Annotated in this window: 18 protein-coding genes; 13 read left to right on the plus strand and 5 right to left on the minus strand. The window is 64.0% G+C overall.

All coding sequences use genetic code 11. The features are described from left to right. Positions 1-38 precede the first annotated feature (38 nt). Positions 39-599, minus strand: a complete 561-nt coding sequence (locus tag BUQ73_RS15425) for a carboxymuconolactone decarboxylase family protein (RefSeq protein WP_027918594.1) — start codon at positions 597-599, stop codon at positions 39-41. A gap of 103 nt (positions 600-702) precedes the next feature. Here BUQ73_RS15425 and BUQ73_RS15430 point away from each other — a divergent pair, with 103 nt between their 5' ends. Beyond that, the gene (locus BUQ73_RS15430; RefSeq protein WP_079228711.1) at positions 703-1,608 is read left to right on the plus strand and encodes an AraC family transcriptional regulator; all 906 of its coding nucleotides are present in this window, start codon (positions 703-705) and stop codon (positions 1,606-1,608) included. A gap of 148 nt (positions 1,609-1,756) precedes the next feature. On the opposite strand, the gene BUQ73_RS15435 is transcribed toward BUQ73_RS15430, so the two are convergent. After that, positions 1,757-2,296 (minus strand): RrF2 family transcriptional regulator, encoded by a 540-nt coding sequence (locus BUQ73_RS15435; RefSeq protein WP_079228712.1) that lies wholly within the window; start codon positions 2,294-2,296, stop codon positions 1,757-1,759. Positions 2,297-2,566: 270 nt separating this feature from the next. On the opposite strand from BUQ73_RS15435, the gene BUQ73_RS15440 reads away from it, so the two are divergent. Next, a complete protein-coding gene (locus tag BUQ73_RS15440; RefSeq protein WP_079228713.1) occupies positions 2,567-3,769 on the plus strand; it encodes an NAD(P)/FAD-dependent oxidoreductase in 1,203 nt (400 codons plus the stop codon). 249 nt (positions 3,770-4,018) lie between these two features. Beyond that, positions 4,019-5,629 (plus strand): methyl-accepting chemotaxis protein, encoded by a 1,611-nt coding sequence (locus BUQ73_RS15445; RefSeq protein ID WP_416171828.1) that lies wholly within the window; start codon positions 4,019-4,021, stop codon positions 5,627-5,629. A gap of 155 nt (positions 5,630-5,784) precedes the next feature. Here the strand turns inward: BUQ73_RS15445 and BUQ73_RS15450 are convergent, their stop codons facing one another. Continuing rightward, complete coding sequence (locus BUQ73_RS15450; protein WP_079228715.1) at positions 5,785-7,191, minus strand: purine-cytosine permease family protein; 1,407 nt, start codon at positions 7,189-7,191, stop codon at positions 5,785-5,787. A 317-nt stretch (positions 7,192-7,508) separates the two neighbouring features. On the opposite strand from BUQ73_RS15450, the gene BUQ73_RS15455 reads away from it, so the two are divergent. The 10 genes from BUQ73_RS15455 to BUQ73_RS15500 all read left to right on the plus strand — a co-directional run bounded on the left by BUQ73_RS15455 (position 7,509) and on the right by BUQ73_RS15500 (position 17,334). Next, positions 7,509-7,994 (plus strand): flavin reductase family protein, encoded by a 486-nt coding sequence (locus BUQ73_RS15455; RefSeq protein ID WP_079228716.1) that lies wholly within the window; start codon positions 7,509-7,511, stop codon positions 7,992-7,994. A 75-nt stretch (positions 7,995-8,069) separates the two neighbouring features. Beyond that, on the plus strand, positions 8,070-9,110 hold the full coding sequence (locus BUQ73_RS15460; protein ID WP_027918587.1) for an LLM class flavin-dependent oxidoreductase: 1,041 nt from the start codon (positions 8,070-8,072) through the stop codon (positions 9,108-9,110). Between the two features lie 464 nt (positions 9,111-9,574). Further along, the gene (locus BUQ73_RS15465) at positions 9,575-10,171 is read left to right on the plus strand and encodes an amino acid synthesis family protein (RefSeq protein WP_003256068.1); all 597 of its coding nucleotides are present in this window, start codon (positions 9,575-9,577) and stop codon (positions 10,169-10,171) included. 68 nt (positions 10,172-10,239) lie between these two features. Continuing rightward, the gene (locus BUQ73_RS15470) at positions 10,240-11,073 is read left to right on the plus strand and encodes an alpha/beta fold hydrolase (protein WP_079228717.1); all 834 of its coding nucleotides are present in this window, start codon (positions 10,240-10,242) and stop codon (positions 11,071-11,073) included. After that, positions 11,070-12,551, plus strand: a complete 1,482-nt coding sequence (locus BUQ73_RS15475; RefSeq protein ID WP_027918585.1) for an aldehyde dehydrogenase — start codon at positions 11,070-11,072, stop codon at positions 12,549-12,551. Before BUQ73_RS15470 ends, BUQ73_RS15475 begins: the two co-directional genes overlap by 4 nt. A gap of 13 nt (positions 12,552-12,564) precedes the next feature. Beyond that, positions 12,565-13,050, plus strand: a complete 486-nt coding sequence (locus BUQ73_RS15480) for a flavin reductase family protein (protein WP_027918584.1) — start codon at positions 12,565-12,567, stop codon at positions 13,048-13,050. 187 nt (positions 13,051-13,237) lie between these two features. Beyond that, positions 13,238-13,627: a carboxymuconolactone decarboxylase family protein gene (locus BUQ73_RS15485; protein WP_027918583.1), complete on the plus strand. Its 390-nt coding sequence runs from the start codon at positions 13,238-13,240 to the stop codon at positions 13,625-13,627. A gap of 90 nt (positions 13,628-13,717) precedes the next feature. After that, entirely contained in the window at positions 13,718-14,464 is a 747-nt protein-coding gene (locus tag BUQ73_RS15490) for a GntR family transcriptional regulator (RefSeq protein ID WP_027918582.1), read from the plus strand. A gap of 20 nt (positions 14,465-14,484) precedes the next feature. Next, entirely contained in the window at positions 14,485-15,048 is a 564-nt protein-coding gene (locus BUQ73_RS15495; RefSeq protein WP_079228718.1) for an NUDIX hydrolase, read from the plus strand. A gap of 117 nt (positions 15,049-15,165) precedes the next feature. Continuing rightward, positions 15,166-17,334: an ATP-binding protein gene (locus tag BUQ73_RS15500; protein ID WP_079228719.1), complete on the plus strand. Its 2,169-nt coding sequence runs from the start codon at positions 15,166-15,168 to the stop codon at positions 17,332-17,334. Positions 17,335-17,362: 28 nt separating this feature from the next. On the opposite strand, the gene BUQ73_RS15505 is transcribed toward BUQ73_RS15500, so the two are convergent. Beyond that, positions 17,363-19,525, minus strand: coding sequence for an ATP-binding protein (locus BUQ73_RS15505; protein WP_079228720.1), 2,163 nt, complete (start codon positions 19,523-19,525; stop codon positions 17,363-17,365). A gap of 102 nt (positions 19,526-19,627) precedes the next feature. After that, entirely contained in the window at positions 19,628-20,242 is a 615-nt protein-coding gene (locus tag BUQ73_RS15510; protein WP_079228721.1) for a LysE family translocator, read from the minus strand. Positions 20,243-20,261 lie beyond the last annotated feature (19 nt).

A 20,261-nucleotide genomic window follows, 5' to 3' on the forward strand; every position in this document is an offset into this window, starting at 1 on the left:
TTTGAAATCGCAGGCGCCACCAGCGCCAGGCGCAAGAATTACGCAGTTGGCTGCCAGCGGTACTTGCTCAGCTCGTCGTTGAGCGGCGTCTGGGCGAACACATTAGCAAAGTTGCACAGGGTTGCGAGACTCACGCCGAGAATCACTTCCAGGGCGTTGCCCTCGGTGAAACCGGCTGCGCGGAAGGCCTGGTAGGTGGTGTCACTGACATTACCGCGGGTTGCAATGACTTCACGGGCAAATTCGGCCAAGGTCTCGTAGCGGGCATCCGGCAGTTCGCCACGGGCACGCAGGGCTTCGACCACTTCGGCAGGCAGCTTGGCCTTGTTAAGGGCCACGGCGGTATGGCCAGCGACGCAGAAGTCGCAACCGTGTTGGGTGGCGGCGATCAGTTGCACCACTTCACGCTCGGCCAGGGTCAGCTCGGCCTTGCCATTGAGGGCCGAGACGGTGACGTAGGTTTCCAATGCCGCCGGGGCATTGGCCAGCACACCGAGCAGGTTGGGAATGAAGCCTGAATTCTTCTGGGCGTTTTCGAGGAATGGACGGGCCGCTTCCGGGGCGCTCTGCAGAGTGTGTAGAGTAATGCGCGAGGTCATGGAGTGGTCTCCTTTTGATGTGTGTCCCTACAGTCTGTTGGTTATAAGAATTACCCTCCATATTCATCAGTCGCCTTTCCTTGCTCCTGAGTCTTTGCATTAGATGATTTCATCCAGCCATCTTGTCGATTGGTTATTAGAGAGCCTCGAGCTCGACGCCAGCCTGTTCCATGTCGGCCGCTATTGCGGCGGCTGGCATGCCAGCACCCAGGGCATGGGCCGCGCCAGCTTTCACCTGGTGGTGCAGGGGCATTGCTGGCTGCACATCGATGGCCAGGCCGGGGCCGTGCGGCTGGCGGCCGGCGATGCCGTGTTCCTGTTGCGCGACCTGGGCTACCGGCTGTCCAGCGACCAGGACCCGATTGCCGCCTGCGCCCAGCCACGCCGGCAGATGCAGCCGCTGGATGCGGCGGCGAGCGATGGTGTGGGCCTGGTATGCGGGTTCTTCGACTTCCGCGCCGGGTTGTCGGCGCTGATCGTAGAGGGGCTGGCCGACTGGATCGTGGTGCGCGCCGACGAGCCGGCCGGGCAGGCGGCGCGGGCGTTGTTCGGGCTGATTCTCGAGGAGTGCCAGCGCTCGCCCTCGCAAACGCTGCTGGAGCGCCTGACCCACCTGCTGTTCCTGTATGTGTTGCGCCAGCAGGTGCACGCCGGGCAGTCGCTGGGCGGCTTGGTCGCTCTCGCCCGCCAACCGGCATTTGCCGGGTTGCTGGAGCAGCTGATCGAACAGCCTGGGCAGGCCTGGACGCTGGAAAGCATGGCGGCCTGCACCGGGTTGTCGCGCTCGGCGTTCTTCAAGCGCTTCAATGAGCTGGCCGGGCAGTCGCCGGGGCAGGTGCTGCTGGCGCTGCGCATGCGCCATGCCTGCCGCTTGCTGCAGGCGGGCAATACCGTGGAGCAGGTGGGGGCGCAGGCCGGGTATCAGTCGGTGGCGGCGTTTACCCGGGCGTTTGCCAAGGCCATGGGGGTGCAGCCGGGGGCTTATCGTCGCCAACATGAAGGGCGTTGACCTGTCCCGGCCCTTTCGCGGGCAAGTCGGATCGCCGCACCGCCGCTCCCATAGGTTCGCCACCGATTTCGATACTTGTGCAATGCCTGTGGGAGCGGCGGTGCGGCGATCCGATTTACCCGCGAAGAGGCCACTGCAGGCGATAGTTTCAGACCAGGCTGACCGGAATGTCCCCTGCCCCTTTGCCATCACGCCGCTCGCTCATCCAGTCGTTGACCTGCTGCCCGAACTCGGCCGGTGCCTTGCGCCCGAAACGCCGCGCCAGGTCGAGAATGGTCTGCTGCGCCAATGCTTCCTCCATGCGCTTCTGCGCCCCCAGCATCACCGCGTGAATCGCGCAGGTACCCTCGGTCGCCCAGCCTGGCGCTGAACCTTCGAACAAGGTGCAACGCTCGCGGATCTCGCGGCAATCGAAGATCTTCTTCGGCCCGTCGATGGCGTTGACGATATCCAGCACGGTGATTTCGTCCGACGGCCGCGCCAGGCGAAAACCGCCGCGCACGCCTTCGGTGGCCACCACCAGCCTGGCCCTGGCGAGCTTGGTGAAAACCTTGGCCAGGTATTCCTGCGGCACGCCCTGCAACTCCGCCAGGTCGCGCACGCTGGAATCACGGGTATCACCTCGCTCATCCACGAGGTACAGCAGGCAATGGATGCCATATTCGACGCCAGCACTGTAAAGCGACATACGTAAATCTCCGACCAACATTGTCGCAAATAGTACGCCTATCGATGAGGCTGCGCAAAGCAGGTTGGCGTCCCTCGTCGCCATTCATTGCTCAGTTTTCACCCCTAAAAACCTTCAAGAACAGGCATTAGCCCGGTTTCGACCGTGCGTCGCGAGCTACCCCGTCGCAAAAAAAGCTTGCCGATTTAAACTACGACCAATACAGTCGTAGTTATTCGAGCAGCACAACCAACGCCCTCGAAGCCCTCTTCAACCTTGCGGAGCACTTTCATGAAATCGAACATCCTGATCATCGGTGCCGGCTTTGCCGGTGTGTGGAGCGCCCTGAGTGCCGCCCGCCTGCTCGACCAGGCCCAGCGCGACGACCTGAGCATCAGCGTGCTCGCCCCGCAACCGGAACTGCGCATCCGCCCACGCTTCTACGAAGCCGACGTGCACAACCTGAAGGCACCGGTAGGTGAACTGTTCGATGCGGTCGGCGTGCGCTTCATTGCCGGTAATGCTGACGCCATCGATGCCGAGGCCCGCAGCGTCCGCTACACCGACGCCAACGGCGAAGCCCGGCAGATCGGCTACGACCGGCTGATCCTCGCTGCCGGCAGCCAGGTGGCACGCCCTGCCATTCCGGGGCTGGCCGAACATGCCTTCGATGTCGACCAGATGGAGTCGGCCGTGAAGCTCGAGCAGCACCTGGTCGCCCTGGCTGCCCAGCCCGCCTCGCCGGCACGCAATACCGTGGTGGTCTGCGGTGGTGGCTTCACCGGTATCGAAACCGCCACTGAAATCCCGGTCCGGCTGCGTGCCATCCTTGGCAGCGACGCAGCGATACGGGTGCTGGTGATTGATCGCGGCACCCACGTCGGCGCGGCACTGGGCGCAGGTATCACCCCGTCGATCGTCGCAGCCAGTAAACAGGCTGGCGCCGAGTGGCTGACCGGCACATCGGTTGTGGCGGTGGATGCCGGTGGCGTGACCTTGAACAACGGCGAGTACATCGCCAGCAAGACCGTGATCTGGACCGCTGGGGTCAAGGCAAGCCCGCTGACTGCGCAGGTGGCAGGCGAGCGCGACAACTTCGGCCGCCTCAAGGTTGACAATCACCTCAAGGTCATCGGCCAGGAGCACATCTACGCCACCGGCGACACCGCCTGGGCCGCCGTCGACGAAGTGGGCAACCACGCCCTGATGACCTGCCAGCACGCAATCCCCATGGGCCGCCACTCGGGCAACAACGCCATGGCCGACCTGCTCGGCGTGGCGCCGGTGGTATACCGCCAGCCCAAGTACGTGACCTGCCTCGACCTGGGCGAATGGGGTGCGGCTTACAGTGAAGGCTGGGAGCGCGAACTTAAGCTGGAGGGCCAGGAAGGCAAGAACCTGAAGCGCCAGATCAACTCGGTGTGGATCTACCCGCCGGCCGCCGATCGGGCGCTGGCGCTGGCCGCGGCTGACCCCATGATCGCGATCGTTTAAGCGCAAAATCCTGACAGATCCGTCAGAAAATGACGGATTTGTCGGAACTTGTCGTTACATTGAATGACTGGTCAATATTAATGGCCATATGGCATCATTCAAATAAAAAACAGATTCAAGAGGGTGAGGCACACACTTAAATCCGCAGCGCATCGAGAGCCTGGCGCCATCCCCGGTGACCCGGCTATACGTCCATGTTCTTGACGCCTGCACGCCAACGTCAAGGAGCATTCCATGCAGTTACGGAATATGAAGATCGGCACCCGCGCTACCAGCGTATTTGCCCTTTTGGGGGCACTGGTCCTGGCCATGGGCCTTATTACACTCTATGAAACCCGGCAGATGGACTCTGCCACGGACGAAATCCGTGTCACCTGGATGCCCGCAGTGGTCGCCCTCGGCGACATCAGCACCGACCTCGGCCGCGCCCGCGCCATCACCCTGCGCGCAGCGCTAGATGACAACCCCGCCGAACGCGCCCGCAACATCGACCTGGCCAATGGCATCAACGAGCAGCTCAAAGGCAGCCTCAAGGATTACGAGGACACCATCATCGCCGCCGATGACCGCGCACTGTTCAACGCCTTCAATTCAGCCCACCAGCAATACCTCGACCTGCAGAATCGCGTGCTGCAGGCCATCGCCTCCGGCCGCATGGACGAGGCCAAGCAACAGATCAGCGGCCCCCTCACCCAGTACGCCGACACCATGATGAAAGCCATGACCGCGCTGATCGCCTACAACGGCAAAGGCGCCGAGGACGCCTCGCAGCGCAGCAGCGATGTGGCTGACGAAGCCTTCACCGCGATCATCGCTTCGCTGGTGATCATCATGCTCGCCCTGGCCGCCATCGCCACCCTGCTCACCCGCAGCATCGTGGTGCCCCTGGCCGATGCCGTGGCCGTGGCCGAGCGCGTCGCCACCGGTGACCTGACCAAAGACATCCGCGTCCTCGGCCATGACGAGCCAGCCCTGCTGCTGCGCGCCCTGAGCCGCATGCAAGGCAGCCTGCGCGACACCATCCGCCAGATCGCCGCCTCCTCCGACCAGCTGGCCTCGGCTTCGGAGGAGCTGCACACCGTCACCGAAGACACCAGCCGCGGCCTGCACCAGCAGAGCGCGGAGATCGACCAGGCCGCGACCGCCGTCAACCAGATGACCGCCGCCGTGGAAGAAGTGGCAAACAACGCAGTGACCACGGCCGACGCCTCCAAAGGTGCCGACCAGAGCACCCGCGATGGCCGTGACCAGGTCAACCAGGCCTTGGCCTCCATTCAGCATCTGGTCAATGACGTGACAGGCACCTCCACCGAGATCGAACAGCTGGCCAGCAACGCCAACGAGATCAGCCGGGTGCTGGATGTGATCGGCGCGATTGCCGGGCAGACCAACCTGCTGGCGCTCAACGCGGCGATCGAAGCCGCCCGCGCGGGTGAGGCGGGCCGCGGCTTTGCCGTGGTGGCCGATGAAGTGCGCGCCCTCGCCCACCGTACCCAGCAGTCGACGGCAGAGATCGAGCAGATGATCGCCGGGATCCAGAACGGTACCGAACGGGCAGTGTCGGCGATGCACAGCAGCCGGGGCCGGGCCAACGGCACGCTGGAAGTGGCGCAAGGTGCCGGTGAGGCGCTTGAGGTGATTGCCGAGGCGATCGCTTCGATCAACCAGCGCAACCTGGTGATCGCCAGCGCCTCCGAGGAACAGGCGCAGGTGGCGCGGGAGGTGGATCGCAACCTGGTGAACATTCGCGACCTGGCGATGCAGACATCGGCGGGGGCGAATCAGACCAGTGCGGCGGCGCAGGACCTGTCGCGCCTGGCGGTGGATCTGAATGGTATGGTCGCGCAGTTCAAGGTCTGATCTGAAATAGCCGGGGCTGCTTTGCAGCCCTTTCGCGACACAAGGCCGCTCCCACAGATATTGCACAGTTATCAAAGGTTGCGCGGTACCTGTGGGAGCGGCCTTGTGTCGCGAAAGGGCCGTAAAGCGGCCCCCAGTACTGCAACAATGTTCTATCAGTCGTTGACGTTCACCACCCGCCCCACTTTCTCGGCAGCCTTGCCGCGAGTCGCCAGGCAGTAATAAAGCGGCACCGTCACAATCAGACCGAACAGCCAAGAAAGGTCAGCCCCTTCGACAATGTTCGAATACGGCCCCACATACAGCGACGTGTTGGCAAACGGCAGCTGCACCAGGATCCCGCAGGCATAGGCAATGATCGCGTGGTGGTTGAAGCGGCCGTAGATGCCACCGTCAGCACGGAAGATCGAAGCAATGTCGTACTGGCCCTTCTTGATCAGGTAGAAGTCGATCAGGTTGATCGATGCCCACGGCACCAGCACCAGCAGCAGCGCCAGGATCAGGCCGATGAACTGGCCGATGAAGCCTGCCGAAGCGTTCAACGCCACCATCGAGCAGCCCACCAGAATCACCGATGCCAGGATTACCCGCAGCTTGATGCTCGGTGTCCACTGGGCAATGAAGGTCTGGATCGCGGTGACGATCGACAGCACCGCGCCATACAGGTTGAGGGCGTTGTGGCTGATGATGTTGAGCAGGAACAGCACCATCAGGATCGGGCCCAGCCAGCCGGTGGCCTGCTTGACCGCATCCATCGCATCGGTGCCTTCCGGCACGCACAGCACCGCGATGGTACCGAAGCTGAAGCACAGGATGGTGCCCAGGGTGGCGCCGAAGTAGGTCGCCCAGAACGGCTTGGCGATGCCCACTTCACGCGGCAGGTAGCGCGAGTAGTCGGAGGTGTACGGCGAGAAGCTGATCTGCCAGATGATGCCCAGCGACACGGTGGCGATGAAGCCCGACAGGTTGAACGCGCCACGGCTGAGGAAGTCGGCCGGCAGCTCCTGGACGAACATCATGATGAAACCGGCCAGCAGTGCCGAACCCATCACCCAGGTGCCGATACGGTTGAGGATATGGATGAAGCGGTAGCCGATCACGCCGATGGCCGTCGCACTCAGCGCACCGATCACGATCGCGCCCGGCATCGGCACGCTCGGGGCGATGCCGTGGATGGTCTTGCCTGCCAGGACAATGTTGGAGATGAAGAAGCCGACATAGATCAGCGCGGTGAAGAACACGATCAGCAGCGCGCCGTAACGGCCGAACTGGCCACGGCTCTGGACCATCTGCGGAATGCCCAGCTGCGGTCCCTGCGCAGAGGCCAGGGCGATGAACACGCCCCCGATGAGATGACCCAGCACGATTGCGACAAGCCCCCACAGCAGGTTCAGGTGGAACACCTGGACCACCATGGCGCCGGTGACGATTGGCAGTGGCGCGATGTTGGTACTGAACCAGAGGGTGAACAGGTCGCGCGCCTTCCCGTGGCGCTCGGCAGGTGGAACGTAATCGACCGTGTGATTCTCGACAAACTGGTGTTGCGATGACGGTTGGGACATAGGATTCAGCTCGAAAGGTCGTTTTTATCTTTGTAAGGAAACCGCATCTAGGCGGCCTCTCAGCTGCGGACCATATTATGGTATTCCAAACTTTTGACAACACTGATCCGCAGGAAAAAACGCCCGCTGATCTGCTTGCCGAACCCCTGCGACAAACCGCCCCGCCACTCAAGACCACGGTTTACGTGGCCTAGAGCCGTTCATCGCGCAATACCCCCGCTTGAAAATTCCGCTTGCAAAATAGGTATTACGGTATACCATCAGACAAATCAACGATAAAAACCGCGGACCACCGCAGCCGTTTAGAGGTACACCAGATGATCGACGCAACCCTCTACAAGAACGTCATGGGCTCCTTCCCGTCCGGCGTTACCGTCATCACCACCCTGGACGACGACGGCTCGGTCGTCGGCCTGACCGCCAGCGCCTTCTCCTCCCTGTCGATGGACCCACCGCTGGTGCTGTTCTGCCCCAACTACACCTCCGACTCCTACCCGGTGCTGATCAAGCAGAAGCGCTTCGCCATTCACCTGCTCTCCGGTGAACAGCAGGCCGAAGCCTACGCGTTCGCCAAGAAAGGCAAGGACAAGGCCAGTGGCATCGAGTGGAGCCTGAGCGCACTGGGCAACCCGATCCTGGCCGGCGCCACCGCCGTCATCGAGTGCGAACTGTGGCGCGAATATGAAGGTGGCGACCACGCCATCATGGTCGGCAAGGTACACAACCTGATCGTCCCCGAGGAAGCCCCCCGGCCGATGGTCTACTGCCGCGGCAAGATGGCCAGCCTGCCAGCCTTTGCCTGAAGCCTATTCTGAATCGAGACACCTGGCGCCTGCGCAGCCTGGCGACAGACACTTTCAAGCGTTGAGGAATGCCCCATGAAATTTTCGTTGTTCGTGCACATGGAACGTTGGGATGAACAGGTCAGCCACCGCCAGCTGTTCGAAGACCTGACCGAACTGACCCTGATGGCCGAGCACGGCGGTTTCAGCACCGTGTGGATCGGCGAACACCACGCCATGGAATACACCATCTCGCCAAGCCCGATGCCGCTGCTGGCCTACCTGGCCGCACGCACCGAGAAGATCCGCCTGGGTGCCGGCACCATCATCGCGCCGTTCTGGAACCCGATCCGCGTCGCCGGCGAATGCGCCCTGCTCGACGTGATCAGCAACGGCCGCATGGAAGTGGGCCTGGCCCGTGGCGCCTACCAGTTCGAGTTCGACCGCATGGCAGGTGGCATGCCGGCCACCGACGGCGGCAAGGCCCTGCGCGAAATGGTCCCGGTGGTGCGCAAGCTGTGGGAAGGCGACTACGCCCATGACGGCGAAGTCTACAAGTTCCCCACCTCCACCAGCGTGCCAAAACCGTTCAACGCCACCCCGCCGATGTGGATCGCCGCCCGCGACCCGGACTCGCACAACTTCGCCGTGGCCAATGGCTGCAACGTCATGGTCACCCCACTGATGAAGGGCGACGAGGAAGTGCTGGACCTGAAGAACAAGTTCCAGGCCGCCCTGGACAACAACCCGGACGTGCCGCGCCCGCAACTGATGGTGCTGCGCCACACCCACGTGCACAGCCCGTCGGAGCCGGAAGGCTGGAAAATCGGCGCCCAGGCCATCTCGCGCTTCTACCGCACCTTCGATGCCTGGTTCGGCAACAAGACTACCCCGGTCAACGGCTTCCTCGAGCCGAGCCCTGAGTCTAAGTTCGCCGAAGTACCGGCGTTCCAGCTGGAGAACATCCGCAAGAACACCATGATCGGCACGCCGGAAGAGATCATCGCCCGTATCAAGTACTACCAGGAGCTCGGTGTCGACGAGTTCAGCTTCTGGTGCGACAACAGCCTGCCCCACGCCGAGAAGAAGAAGTCGCTCGAGCTGTTCATCAAGGAAGTGGTACCGGCGTTCGCCTGAATTCCCATTGCCTGAGTCATTGCGGGACGCGCCCGCTCCCGGGGGCCCCTGTGGCCCGCGTGAGCGGGCTTTTTTTTGCGAGTGTACGCCTTGAGGTATGTAGGGGTTTCGATATCGCGCGCCGCCCGCGCGGCGCATCGCGGATGAATCCGCTCCTACATCTGTTGCAACGTGGCCATGCCTGTCAGGCCATGGTTGCCAGCCTTGTTTGTAAGGCTCAAGCCATGCGCCAGGGCTAGCAACCATGGCGGTACAGGTTCGGCACGTTGCAACAAATGTAGGAGCGGATTCATCCGCGATACGCCGCGCGGGCGGCGCTCGGTCTCACAGGCGCCACAAATCCCAAGGCATGCCACCACCTTTCGTCCCCGCGGCAATAGAAATTTCCAGACACCTCTTGCACAACAAATATTATGGTATACCATCAGACAACAAGAGCTGATAACCCTCACCAGGAGCCACCCATGAGTTTCGAAATCCGCAAGATCGTCACCTACTCCGAAGAGACCCGCATCGAAGGCGGCAAGGCCACCGACAAGCCGGTGACCATGGTCGGCCTGGCCGTGGTGATCAAGAACCCATGGGCCGGTCGCGGTTTCGTTGAAGATCTGAAGCCGGAAATCCGCGCCAACTGCTCGGAGCTCGGTGCCCTGATGGTCGAGCGCCTGACCGCTGCCATCGGCGGTGCCGACAAGATCGAAGCCTACGGTAAAGCGGCTGTGGTCGGCGCCGATGGCGAGATCGAGCACGCCTCGGCGGTGATCCACACCCTGCGCTTCGGCAACCACTACCGCGAAGCGGTACAGGCCAAGAGCTACCTGAGCTTCACCAACAAGCGCGGCGGCCCAGGCACCTCGATCCAGATCCCGATGATGCAGAAGGACGACGAAGGCCTGCGTTCGCACTACATCACCCTGGAAATGCAGATCGAAGACGCCCCACGCGCCGATGAAATCGTCGTGGTCCTGGGCGCAGCCGACGGTGGCCGCCTGCACCCGCGCATCGGCAACCGCTACATCGACCTGGAAGAACTGGCTGCCGAAAAAGCCAACGCTCAATAACAACAACCAAGACGGGCCGGGGCGTGGCGAGCTTACCCGCCGCGCCCGACCTTCAAGGAGCGCCCTCCATGATTCAGCCTGTCGCTGAACGTACACCTGCCGGCACCAGCTACCTGTCCGTCGGCCAGGGCCAACCCGTGGTGCTGATCCACGGTGTAGGCCTGAACAAGGAAATGTGGGGCGGTCAGATCGTTGGCCTGGCCAACGACTACCGCGTCATCGCCTACGACATGCTCGGCCACGGCCAGAGCGCGTTGCCGGCCGCCGACACCGGCCTGGAAGGCTACGCCGCCCAGCTCGCCGAACTGCTCGACCACTTGCAGCTTCAACAAGCCATCGTGATCGGCTTTTCCATGGGTGGCCTGGTCGCCCGTGCCTTTGCCCTCAACTACCCGCAGCGCCTGGCTGCCCTGGTAGTGCTCAACAGCGTGTTCAACCGCACCCCCGAGCAGAGTGCCGGCGTCATCGCCCGCGCAGCCCAGGCTGCGCAGCTCGGCCCCGACGCCAACGTCGACGCCGCGCTCGACCGCTGGTTCAGCCGTGAATACAAGGCTGCCAACCCGGCGCAGGTCGCCGCCATTCGCCAAGTGCTGGCGAACAACGACCCGCAGGGCTACCACACCACTTATTCGCTGTTCGCCACCCAGGACATGTACCGCGCAGACGACCTGGGCAGCATCCAGGTGCCGACGCTGATCGCCACCGGCGAACTCGACTCGGGCTCCACCCCGACCATGACCCGCCAGCTCGCTGCCAGCATCCCTGGTGCGCAAAGCGTGGTCCTGGCCGAGCAACGGCATATGATGCCTGTGGAAGCACCGCGTGAAGTCAACAAGATGCTCCTGGACTTCCTCGCCCAAGCCCGCACCCTCACCGAATCCGCCAAGGGGATTGTTGCATGACCCTCGTTCGTTTCCAGATGTGCATCGACGGCCAATGGCTCGATGCCCAGAGCGGCAAGACCTTCGACAGCCTCAACCCGGCCACCGCCCAGGCCTGGGCGCAACTGCCCGACGCCGACGAAGCCGATGTCGAGCTGGCCGTACAGGCCGCCCAGCGTGCCTTCGACAGCAAGGCCTGGCGCAGCATCACCGCCACCGCGCGTGGCAAGCTGCTGCGTCGCCTGGGTGACCTGATCGCCGAGAACAAGGAACACCTGGCCCAGCTGGAAAGCCGTGACAACGGCAAGCTGATCCGCGAAACCCGCGGCCAGGTCGGTTACCTGCCGGAGTTCTTCCACTACACCGCAGGCCTGGCCGACAAGCTCGAAGGCGGCACCCTGCCGCTGGACAAGCCGGACCTGTTCGCCTACACCGTGCACGAACCCATCGGCGTGGTGGCCGGGATCATCCCGTGGAACAGCCCGCTGTACCTGACCGCGATCAAGCTGGCCCCGGCGCTGGCCGCCGGCAACACCATCGTGCTCAAACCGTCCGAGCACGCTTCGGCGACCATCCTGGAGCTGGCCCGCCTGGCCCTGGAAGCCGGCTTCCCGGCCGGTGTGGTCAACGTGGTCACCGGCTACGGCCCAAGCACCGGTGCGGCGCTGACCCGCCACCCGCTGGTGCGCAAGATCGCCTTCACCGGCGGTGCCGCCACTGCCCGCCACGTGGTGCGCAGCAGCGCCGAGAACTTCGCCAAGCTGTCGCTGGAGCTGGGCGGCAAGTCGCCGAACATCATCTTCGCCGACGCCGACCTGGACAGCGCCATCAACGGCGCCGTGGCCGGCATCTATGCCGCCTCCGGCCAGAGCTGCGTGGCCGGTTCGCGCCTGCTGGTACAGGACGAGATCTTCGACGAGTTCGTCGAGCGCCTGATCGCCCGCGCCAAGCGCATCCGCATCGGCAACCCGCAGGACGATGCCAGCGAAATGGGCCCGATGGCCACCGCCCAGCAACTGGCCGTGGTCGAAGGCCTGGTCGCTGCGGCCAAGGCCGAAGGCGCCAAGCTGCACATGGGCGGCAAGCGAGCCGAAGTCGAAGGTGAAGGCTGGTTCTACGAGCCGACCCTGTTCGAGTGCGACAGCAACTCGATGACCATCATGCAGGAAGAGGTGTTCGGCCCGGTCGCCGCCGTGATCCGCTTCAAGACCGAGGAAGAGGCCCTGGCCATCGCCAACGACTCGCAGTTCGGCCTCGCCGCCGGTATCTGGACCCGCGACCTGGGCCGTGCCCACCGCCTGGCCCGCGACGTGCGTTCGGGGATCATCTGGGTCAACACCTACCGCGCCGTGTCGGCCATGGCGCCGATCGGCGGCTTCAAGAACAGCGGCTACGGCCGCGAGAGCGGCATCGATTCGGTGCTGGCCTATACCGAGCTGAAGACCGTGTGGATCAACCTGTCCACCGCGCCGATGCCCGACCCGTTTGTGATGCGCTAAGAGGTAGCACGAGATGATCGAACCAGGCATCTACAAAGACGTGATGGGCTCGTTCCCGTCCGGCGTCACCGTGGTCACCACCCTGGACGCCGACGGTGGCATCGTCGGCATCACCGCCAGCGCGTTCAGCGCGCTGTCGATCGACCCGGCGCTGGTGCTGTTCTGCCCCAACTACGCTTCGGACACCTACCCGATCCTGCGGGACAGCAAGCAGTTCGCCATTCACCTGCTGTCTGCCGACCAGACCGCCGAGGCCTATGCCTTTGCCGGCAAGGGCAAGGACAAGGCCAAAGGTGTCGAGTGGCAGCTGAGCGCGCTGGGCAACCCGCTGCTGACCAAGGCCACGGCGATCATCGAGTGCGAACTGTGGCGCGAATACGACGGCGGTGACCACGCGATCATCGTCGGCGCGGTGAAGAACCTGGTGCTGCCGGCCGAGCCGGTGACACCGATGGTCTACCACAAAGGCAAGCTGGGCGCCCTGCCGCCCCTGGGCTGACCTTTAAGGTTTTGGGCCTTTCGCGACACAAGGCCGCTCCTACAGGAGATTGCGGTCCTTTGTAGGAGCGGCCTTGTGTCGCGAAAGGGCTGCAAAGCAGCCCCAAGATATCAGCCCCTCTTTTCAGGGGCCGCGCCCACCCTCTCACCCTCGGTTGCGGCCCCTTTTTTCATTCGGAGTACTGCGCATGAGCAACGAAAAGTACGACAAAGGCCTGCAGATCCGCACCCAGGTGCTGGGCGAGGAATACGTCAACCGCTCGATCCAGAATGCCGACGAGTTCACCAAGCCGCTGCAGGAGCTGGTCACCGAGTATTGCTGGGGGCACGTCTGGGGCCGCGAAGGCCTCTCGCTGAAAGAGCGCAGCATGATAAACTTGGCCATGATTTCCGCGCTCAACCGGCCCCACGAGCTCAAGCTGCATATTCGCGGCGCATTGCGTAATGGCCTGAGCCGTGAACAGATTCGCGAGATCCTGCTCCAGGTCGGCATTTATTGCGGCGTGCCCGCGGCGGTGGACAGTTTCCGCCTGGCCCGTGAAGCGTTCGCTGAAGCCGATGCGGAGTCAACCCGTTAACAGCGGGCTGTTCGAACCCACGCAAGGAGCACCGATGGTTCGTGGTGCTACTGCGGTTGCGGCCGGGCAGCCTCATTCAGAGCGCACTTGATGAAACGCCAGCCCCTCGACGACAGCTTCAAGGTCAACCGCAACCCCGTTACCCTGCGCGAAATCGTGCTCGACAAGCTGCGCGGTGCGATCATGAACTTCCACCTGCTGCCGGGTGACCGCCTGGTCGAGCGCGACCTCTGCGACCGCCTCGGCGTCAGCCGCACCTCGGTGCGTGAAGCCCTGCGCCACCTGGAATCCGAAGGCCTGGTGGAATTCGCCGACGCCAAGGGCCCGCGCGTGGCCATCATCACCCTGGAAGACGCCCGCGATATCTACGAGCTGCGTTGCGTGCTCGAAGGCCTGATCGTGCAGCTGTTCACCCTCAACGCCAAGGCCAAGGACATCCGTGCCCTGGAGCGCGCCCTCGAGGTCAACCGCGAAGCCCTGGAAGAAGGCGAGCTGCAGCAGGTGCTGGACTCGGTGCAAGGCTTCTACGACGTGCTCCTGGAAGGCTCCGGCAACCAGGTCGCAGCGCAGCAGCTGCGCCAGTTGCAGGCACGCATCAGCTACTTGCGCGCCACCTCGGTATCGCAAGAAAACCGCCGCGGTGCCAGCAACCGCGAGATGGAAAAGATCGTCGAGGCGATCAAGGGCGGCGACCCGCTGGTGGCTCACCAGGCCTCGGTCGACCATGTACGCGCCGCCGCCAAGGTAGCCCTGGACTACCTGCGCCAGAAACAGGACGACAACACCAAGGTGCGCGACATGGTCGAACCCTTGGCCCTGAAGGACCCACGTATATAAGACCCTTATAGGCCGCTGACATGCCCAACGCCCCGCGCTACTGCCCGCATTGCACCACGGAACTGGCCCGGGGCATTCCCACAGGCGACACCCACGAGCGCCTGCACTGCACCGGCTGCGGTTACATTCACTACATCAACCCGAAGATCATCGCCGGCTGCATCATCGAGCGCGATGGCAAGTACCTGTTGTGCCAGCGCGCCATCCCGCCGCGCCCCGGCACCTGGACCTTGCCGGCAGGCTTCATGGAAGCCGGCGAGACCACCGAGCAGGCGGCGCTGCGCGAAGTGTGGGAAGAAAGCGGCGTGCGCGCCGACATCGTCTCGCCCTACTCGATCTTCAGCGTGCCGAAAATCAGCGAGGTGTACATCATCTTCCGCGCCATCGCCACCGAAGAGACCGGGCAGTACGGGCCGGAAACGCTGGCGTACAAATTCTTCGCGCCGCACGAGATACCCTGGGATGAAATCTACTACCCGGCGATCCGGCAGATTCTCGAGCGCTACATCCTCGAGCGCCAGGCCGGGGTGTATGGCATTTATATGGGTAACGACGACACAGGCAAGGTGCACTTCATGCGCTGACCTGCACTGGCCCCGACGTGCCCGCGAAGAGGCCAGTGCAAGCGAGCACAAAACCCTCGCCAACCGTCTATTCTCGGTGCACCCTAAAGGCCTTATGCAAGAGGACCGGCAGCGTACATGGCAAAATGGCTAGACGGCGGCGGGCAGATGGCCGAGCGCATCCGCAACCATGACTGGGCAGCTACCCCCCTGGGCCCGCTTGATCAATGGCCCGACGCCCTGAAAACCACGGTGGCCCTGTGCCTGGCCTCGCGCTTCCCGCAGGCCATACTCTGGGGCCCGGCCCTGCTCACCCTGCACAACGACGCGTTCATCCCGATCCTTGGGCAAAAGCCCTTGGCCCTGGGCAAACCCTTTAGCGAAGTGTGGCAGGAAGCCTGGGCCGACATCGGCATGATGGCCGACCGCGCCATGGCCGGCGAGGCCGTGTACATCGAAGACTTCCCGCTGACAATCAACCGCAACGGTGGCCCCGAGCGTGCCTACTTCACCTTCTGCTACAGCCCCATTCGCGGCCATGATGGCGAGGTATTGGGCATGCTCGACACGGTCACCGAAACCACCTCAAGCGTGGTCACCAACCAGCGCCTGAACTTTCTCGACAACCTCGGCCGCGCCGTGACCGAAGCCACCGATCCGGACCAGATCTTGGCCATCACCACGGGCATGCTGGTCGAGCATCTTAAGCTGTCGAGCTGCGCCTATGCGGTAATGGAGCCAGACCAGGACGGCTTCACCATCTGCGGCGATGCGGTGGCGCCCGGCTCCCCCCGCCTGGTCGGCCACTATCACCTGCATGACTTTGGCCAGTTGGCAGTAAGCCGGCTACGCAGCGGCCTGCCCCTGGTAATCAATGACAATCTGCGCGAACTGGCCGCTGACGAGGCGGCGACATTTCAGGCCATAGGCATCACTGCCACCATCTGCATGCCGCTGATCAAAGGCGGCAGGCTGACCGCGCTGATGGCCATCCACGATCGTGTGCCACGGGTGTGGACTGACTATGAACAAGCGCTGATCAGCGAAGTGACCGAACGGTGCTGGGCGCATATCCAGCGGGTTCAGGCCAATGCCGAAGTGCGCGAGGCGATGGCGGCGCTGGAGGCACTCAACGCCACCCTGGAACACCGGGTCGAAGAGCGCACCACCCAGCTGCTGCATACCGAAGCTGTGCTGCGCCAGACCCAGAAGCTCGAAGCCATCGGCCAGTTGACCGGCGGTGTGGCCCACGACTTCAACAACCTGCTGACCATCATCCGCTCGTCGCTGCACTTCCTGCAGCGCCCCAACCTCGATGGCGAGCGGCGCGAGCGCTACCTCAAGACCATGGCCGACTCGGTCGACCGCGGCGCCAAGCTCACCGGCCAACTGCTCGCCTTCGCCCGGCGCCAGGCGCTCAGCCCGCAGGTGTTCGAAGCCGGACCACGGCTGGAGGCCATGGCCGACATGCTCGATACCGCCACCGGGGCGCGGGTTCAGGTGGAGCTGCAACTGCCCCAGGCGCCTTGCCATATCCGCGCCGACCTCAGCCAGCTGGAAACGGCGGTGATCAACCTGATGCTCAACGGCCGCGATGCCATGGCCGGGGAAGGTACGCTGCGCCTGCGCCTGCTGGCCGACCAGCACATGCCCGGGCAACCCGGTGTGTTTGCCGCAATCTCGGTAACCGACAGCGGCGTCGGCATCGCCCCCGAGCTGCTGGAGCGCATCTTCGACCCGTTCTTCACCACCAAGGCGCCTGGCGAGGGTACCGGCCTGGGCCTGTCCCAGGTGTTCGGTTTCGCCAAGCAGTCGGGGGGCGACGTCAAGGTCAGCAGCATACAGGGCCAGGGCACCAGCTTTACCCTGTACCTGCCGCAAGAGCCCGCGCCGGCCGCGCAGCTGCCGGGCGATGCAGATAGCGGCACACAGGCCCAACCGGTGGGCGAGCGGCGGCGCATCCTGGTGGTCGAAGACAACCCCGATGTCGGCAGCTTTACCGCGCAGATTCTCCATGACCATGGCTACCACATCAGCTGGGCCTGCTCGGCCGAAGAGGCACTGGCCCAGCTGAACGGGCCGAATGGCAATTTCGACGCGGTGTTTTCCGACGTGGTCATGCCAGGGATAGGTGGGCTGGCCTTGGCCAGGGAATTGCGCAAGCAGCGCCCGCAGCTGCCGGTGATATTGACCTCGGGCTACAGCGAGGCGATTGCCGAGGGCGGGCACCAGGGTTTCGCCTTCCTGGCCAAGCCCTATTCTGCGGAGCAGGTGTGCCAGATGCTTGGCAAAGTACTCGGCGCTTGATTGCCAAAGGCGCAAAGCGCCCCGGCGATCAGCGCGAGCTGGCTAACAGCCTGGCCACACTTTGCGCCAGCTCCGCCTGCCGGTAAGGCTTGCGCAGCACTTCGAAGCCCTTGAGCTCCCGCGGCGTGAGGTTGGCATAGCCGGTGATGATCAGCACCGGCAGATCCGCCTGCCGCTCGCGCAATTGCTGGGCAAGACGCACACCGGTCATCTCGGCCATGACATGGTCGGTGACCAGCACATCCGGCAGCCACCCCTTGTCCAGCAGATGCAGGGCTGCCGCCGCATTGCCGGCCTCTGTCACGTCATAACCCAGGTCGCGCAACTGCGCGGCGGTGGCATGGCGCACAATCTCTTCATCATCCACCAGCAGTACCCGGCACGGCCGATCGGCCTGCGGCGCCTCGGGCAACTCATTGTCCCGGCAGGGTGCCGCCACATCGCTTACCGGCAACCAAAGGGTTGCCGTGGTGCCCTGCCCTGGCTGCGACTCGATGGCAAAGCTGCCGCCCGACTGCAACGCCAGGCCCTGGACCATCGACAGGCCCAGGCCGGTGCCCTTGCCCACGCCCTTGGTCGAATAGAACGGTTCGATGCAGCGGCGCAGTTGCTCTTCAGTCATGCCGCAGCCATTGTCACGGACCTGCAGCCAGAGCAGGCGCGCCGCGCTCTCACTGTCCGCCTTGGGCGGGCCGGCGCTGTCGAGCCCGGCAGTGATGTTCAGCATGCCGCCGTCGGGCATGGCATCACGGGCATTGACCACCAGGTTGAGCACGGCCAGCTCCAGTTGGTGAGGGTCGGCCACCACTGCGGGCAGTGCCGGGTCTATCTGCACCTGCACGGCGATGGTCGGCCCCAGCGAGCGGGCCATCAGTTCGCGCATGTCGGCCACCAAGGCCGCCAGCGACAAGGGCTGCGGCTTGAGGGTCTGGCGCCGGGCGAAACTGAGCAGGCGCGCCACCAGGTTGCGCGCCCGTTCGGCCGCCTGCAGGCCGCCCTCGATCAGGCGCGGGGCGCGCTCCGATTGCGGGTTACGGCGCAACAGCTCGAACGAGGCGATGATGGGCGTCAGCATGTTGTTGAGGTCGTGGGCGATGCCGCCGGTCAGTTGCCCGATCATCTCCAGCTTGTGCGCCTCGTGCAGCTGCAGCATGGCGGCCTCGCGCTCGGCAAGCGCGGCCGCGACGCGGTCCTCGAGGCTTTCGTTGAGCAGGTGCAAGGCCCGTTCGGCGCGGGCGTGGGTGATGGCGGCCCAGGTTTGCTTGGCGGTTTCCTCGATCAACTGGCATTCGCCCTCGAAACACTGACGAGGGGTATGGAAATGCACGCCCAGCATCGCCTCGAGGCGCCCGGCACGCAGCACGGGAACATGCAGCGTGGCACACAAGCCATCGAGTTGGGCCTCATAAGCCTGCTGCACCACCTTGCCCGCAGCCAGCTGTTCACGCAGCGACGCTCCGAAGCTGGCGTAGTCATGCTGACCGACCATCGAAGGCAGGCCATCGACCCAGTCATGGGCCACTCGGAAGCCGTTGCCATCGCCCTGATCTTCGCCGAAACAGACCCGAGAAGCGCCCAGTTCCTGCGCCAGGCGCTGCACTGCGTAGGCCTCGATGCGCTCCGCATCGCCCAACCCCGGCAAGGTTCGGCCCAGTTCAAGCAAGAACGCCTGGCGCTGCTGAAAGCGCACCCGTTCGGTGGTATCGGCCACCAGGCACAACACGCCGCCGACGCTGCCGTCGGCTTCGTGCACGGCGGAATAAGACACATCGAAATAGACGGTTTCGCCCAGGCCTCGACGCTCTATATAGAACGGGCGGTCCTTGGCCCAGAAGGTCTGGCCAGTCTCGCGCACGCCGCGCAGCAGCGGCTCGAGGTCGTCCCACAACTCGCTCCAGTGCTCCTGCGCTGGCCGCCCGAGGGCCTGCGGGTGCTTGGTGCCGATTGTCGGGGCGTAGGCATCGTTATACAGGGCCACATAGGCATCGCCCCAGAACAGCACGAACTGCGCCTGGGCCGGCAGCAGCGTGGCCATCACCGCCTGCAGGTGCGGCGACCAGGTGTGTGGCGCGCCCAACGGCGAGCCGCTCCAGTCCATCGACTGCAGCAGGCTGCCAATACTGCCGCCGTTTAGCAGGAAGCTCGGCGGCGCGCTCACGGTATCCTTGTGGTGTTGCTGAAGCGATCTCATGTCTGGGAAGTCCCGGGCACATTGCCATCCATCTCTGGATAGGAGATCGGCGATCAGCAGTTCGTTCCCCAGAATTTCACCGAACGATCAGTGCCGCTGCGTTCAGTGCAGCTGGCCGACAATCAACCCCAGCGCCACCGCAACCATCGCCGTCCCCGATACCCGCCCTACCCATCGAGCTGCACCGGGCCGGCTGCTCAGCACGGCCTTGGCGCCGTAGCCGACCAGCGAGTAGATCACCAGCGAACTGCACAGGTGCACCAGCCCCAGCAGCAGGATCTGCAGAGGCACCGGCCAGCTCGACTGCGGGTCGGTGAACTGCGGCAGCAAGGCCAGGAACAACAGGAACACTTTTGGGTTCAGCCCGCTTACGCAAAAGCCCTTGAGCGCCCAACGCGGCCCCGAATCGCCCACGGTGGCCTGCCCCGCCTCCGGCGCTGCCGGGCTCAGCAACAGGTTGCCGCCCAGCCACAGCAGGTAGGCGCAACCAGCCAGGGTCAGCAGGGTCATCGCCAGCGGGTGGCCGGCCAGCAGGCTGCCCACCCCTGCCGCCACCACCAGGGTGGCAAGAAAATGCCCCGACAACATGCCTGCCACGGCAGGCATCACCCAACGCCCGCGCATGCCCGCAGAAATGGCATAGGCCCAATCGGCACCAGGGGTAATCACGAACAGCAACGACACGGCCCAGAACGCCGTCAGCACACTGATTGCCACTTGAGTCTTCCTTTCACAC

Source organism: Pseudomonas putida (assembly GCF_002025705.1).
In the GTDB taxonomy this organism is placed as follows: Bacteria; Pseudomonadota; Gammaproteobacteria; order Pseudomonadales; family Pseudomonadaceae; genus Aquipseudomonas; species Aquipseudomonas putida_J.

What these genes read in the sequence shown, in the direction of transcription:
- BUQ73_RS15480 (WP_027918584.1), top strand. Translation starts at nt 12,565, where the DNA reads ATGATCGAACCAGGCATCTACAAAGACGTGATGGGCTCGTTCCCGTCC.
- BUQ73_RS15485 (WP_027918583.1), top strand. Translation starts at nt 13,238, where the DNA reads ATGAGCAACGAAAAGTACGACAAAGGCCTGCAGATCCGCACCCAGGTG.
- BUQ73_RS15500 (WP_079228719.1), top strand. Translation starts at nt 15,166, where the DNA reads ATGGCAAAATGGCTAGACGGCGGCGGGCAGATGGCCGAGCGCATCCGC.
- BUQ73_RS15455 (WP_079228716.1), top strand. Translation starts at nt 7,509, where the DNA reads ATGATCGACGCAACCCTCTACAAGAACGTCATGGGCTCCTTCCCGTCC.
- BUQ73_RS15430 (WP_079228711.1), top strand. Translation starts at nt 703, where the DNA reads ATGATTTCATCCAGCCATCTTGTCGATTGGTTATTAGAGAGCCTCGAG.
- BUQ73_RS15450 (WP_079228715.1), bottom strand. Translation starts at nt 7,191, where the DNA reads ATGTCCCAACCGTCATCGCAACACCAGTTTGTCGAGAATCACACGGTC.
- BUQ73_RS15440 (WP_079228713.1), top strand. Translation starts at nt 2,567, where the DNA reads ATGAAATCGAACATCCTGATCATCGGTGCCGGCTTTGCCGGTGTGTGG.
- BUQ73_RS15445 (WP_416171828.1), top strand. Translation starts at nt 4,019, where the DNA reads ATGAAGATCGGCACCCGCGCTACCAGCGTATTTGCCCTTTTGGGGGCA.
- BUQ73_RS15495 (WP_079228718.1), top strand. Translation starts at nt 14,485, where the DNA reads ATGCCCAACGCCCCGCGCTACTGCCCGCATTGCACCACGGAACTGGCC.
- BUQ73_RS15425 (WP_027918594.1), bottom strand. Translation starts at nt 599, where the DNA reads ATGACCTCGCGCATTACTCTACACACTCTGCAGAGCGCCCCGGAAGCG.
- BUQ73_RS15475 (WP_027918585.1), top strand. Translation starts at nt 11,070, where the DNA reads ATGACCCTCGTTCGTTTCCAGATGTGCATCGACGGCCAATGGCTCGAT.
- BUQ73_RS15465 (WP_003256068.1), top strand. Translation starts at nt 9,575, where the DNA reads ATGAGTTTCGAAATCCGCAAGATCGTCACCTACTCCGAAGAGACCCGC.
- BUQ73_RS15505 (WP_079228720.1), bottom strand. Translation starts at nt 19,525, where the DNA reads ATGAGATCGCTTCAGCAACACCACAAGGATACCGTGAGCGCGCCGCCG.
- BUQ73_RS15435 (WP_079228712.1), bottom strand. Translation starts at nt 2,296, where the DNA reads ATGTCGCTTTACAGTGCTGGCGTCGAATATGGCATCCATTGCCTGCTG.
- BUQ73_RS15460 (WP_027918587.1), top strand. Translation starts at nt 8,070, where the DNA reads ATGAAATTTTCGTTGTTCGTGCACATGGAACGTTGGGATGAACAGGTC.
- BUQ73_RS15490 (WP_027918582.1), top strand. Translation starts at nt 13,718, where the DNA reads ATGAAACGCCAGCCCCTCGACGACAGCTTCAAGGTCAACCGCAACCCC.
- BUQ73_RS15470 (WP_079228717.1), top strand. Translation starts at nt 10,240, where the DNA reads ATGATTCAGCCTGTCGCTGAACGTACACCTGCCGGCACCAGCTACCTG.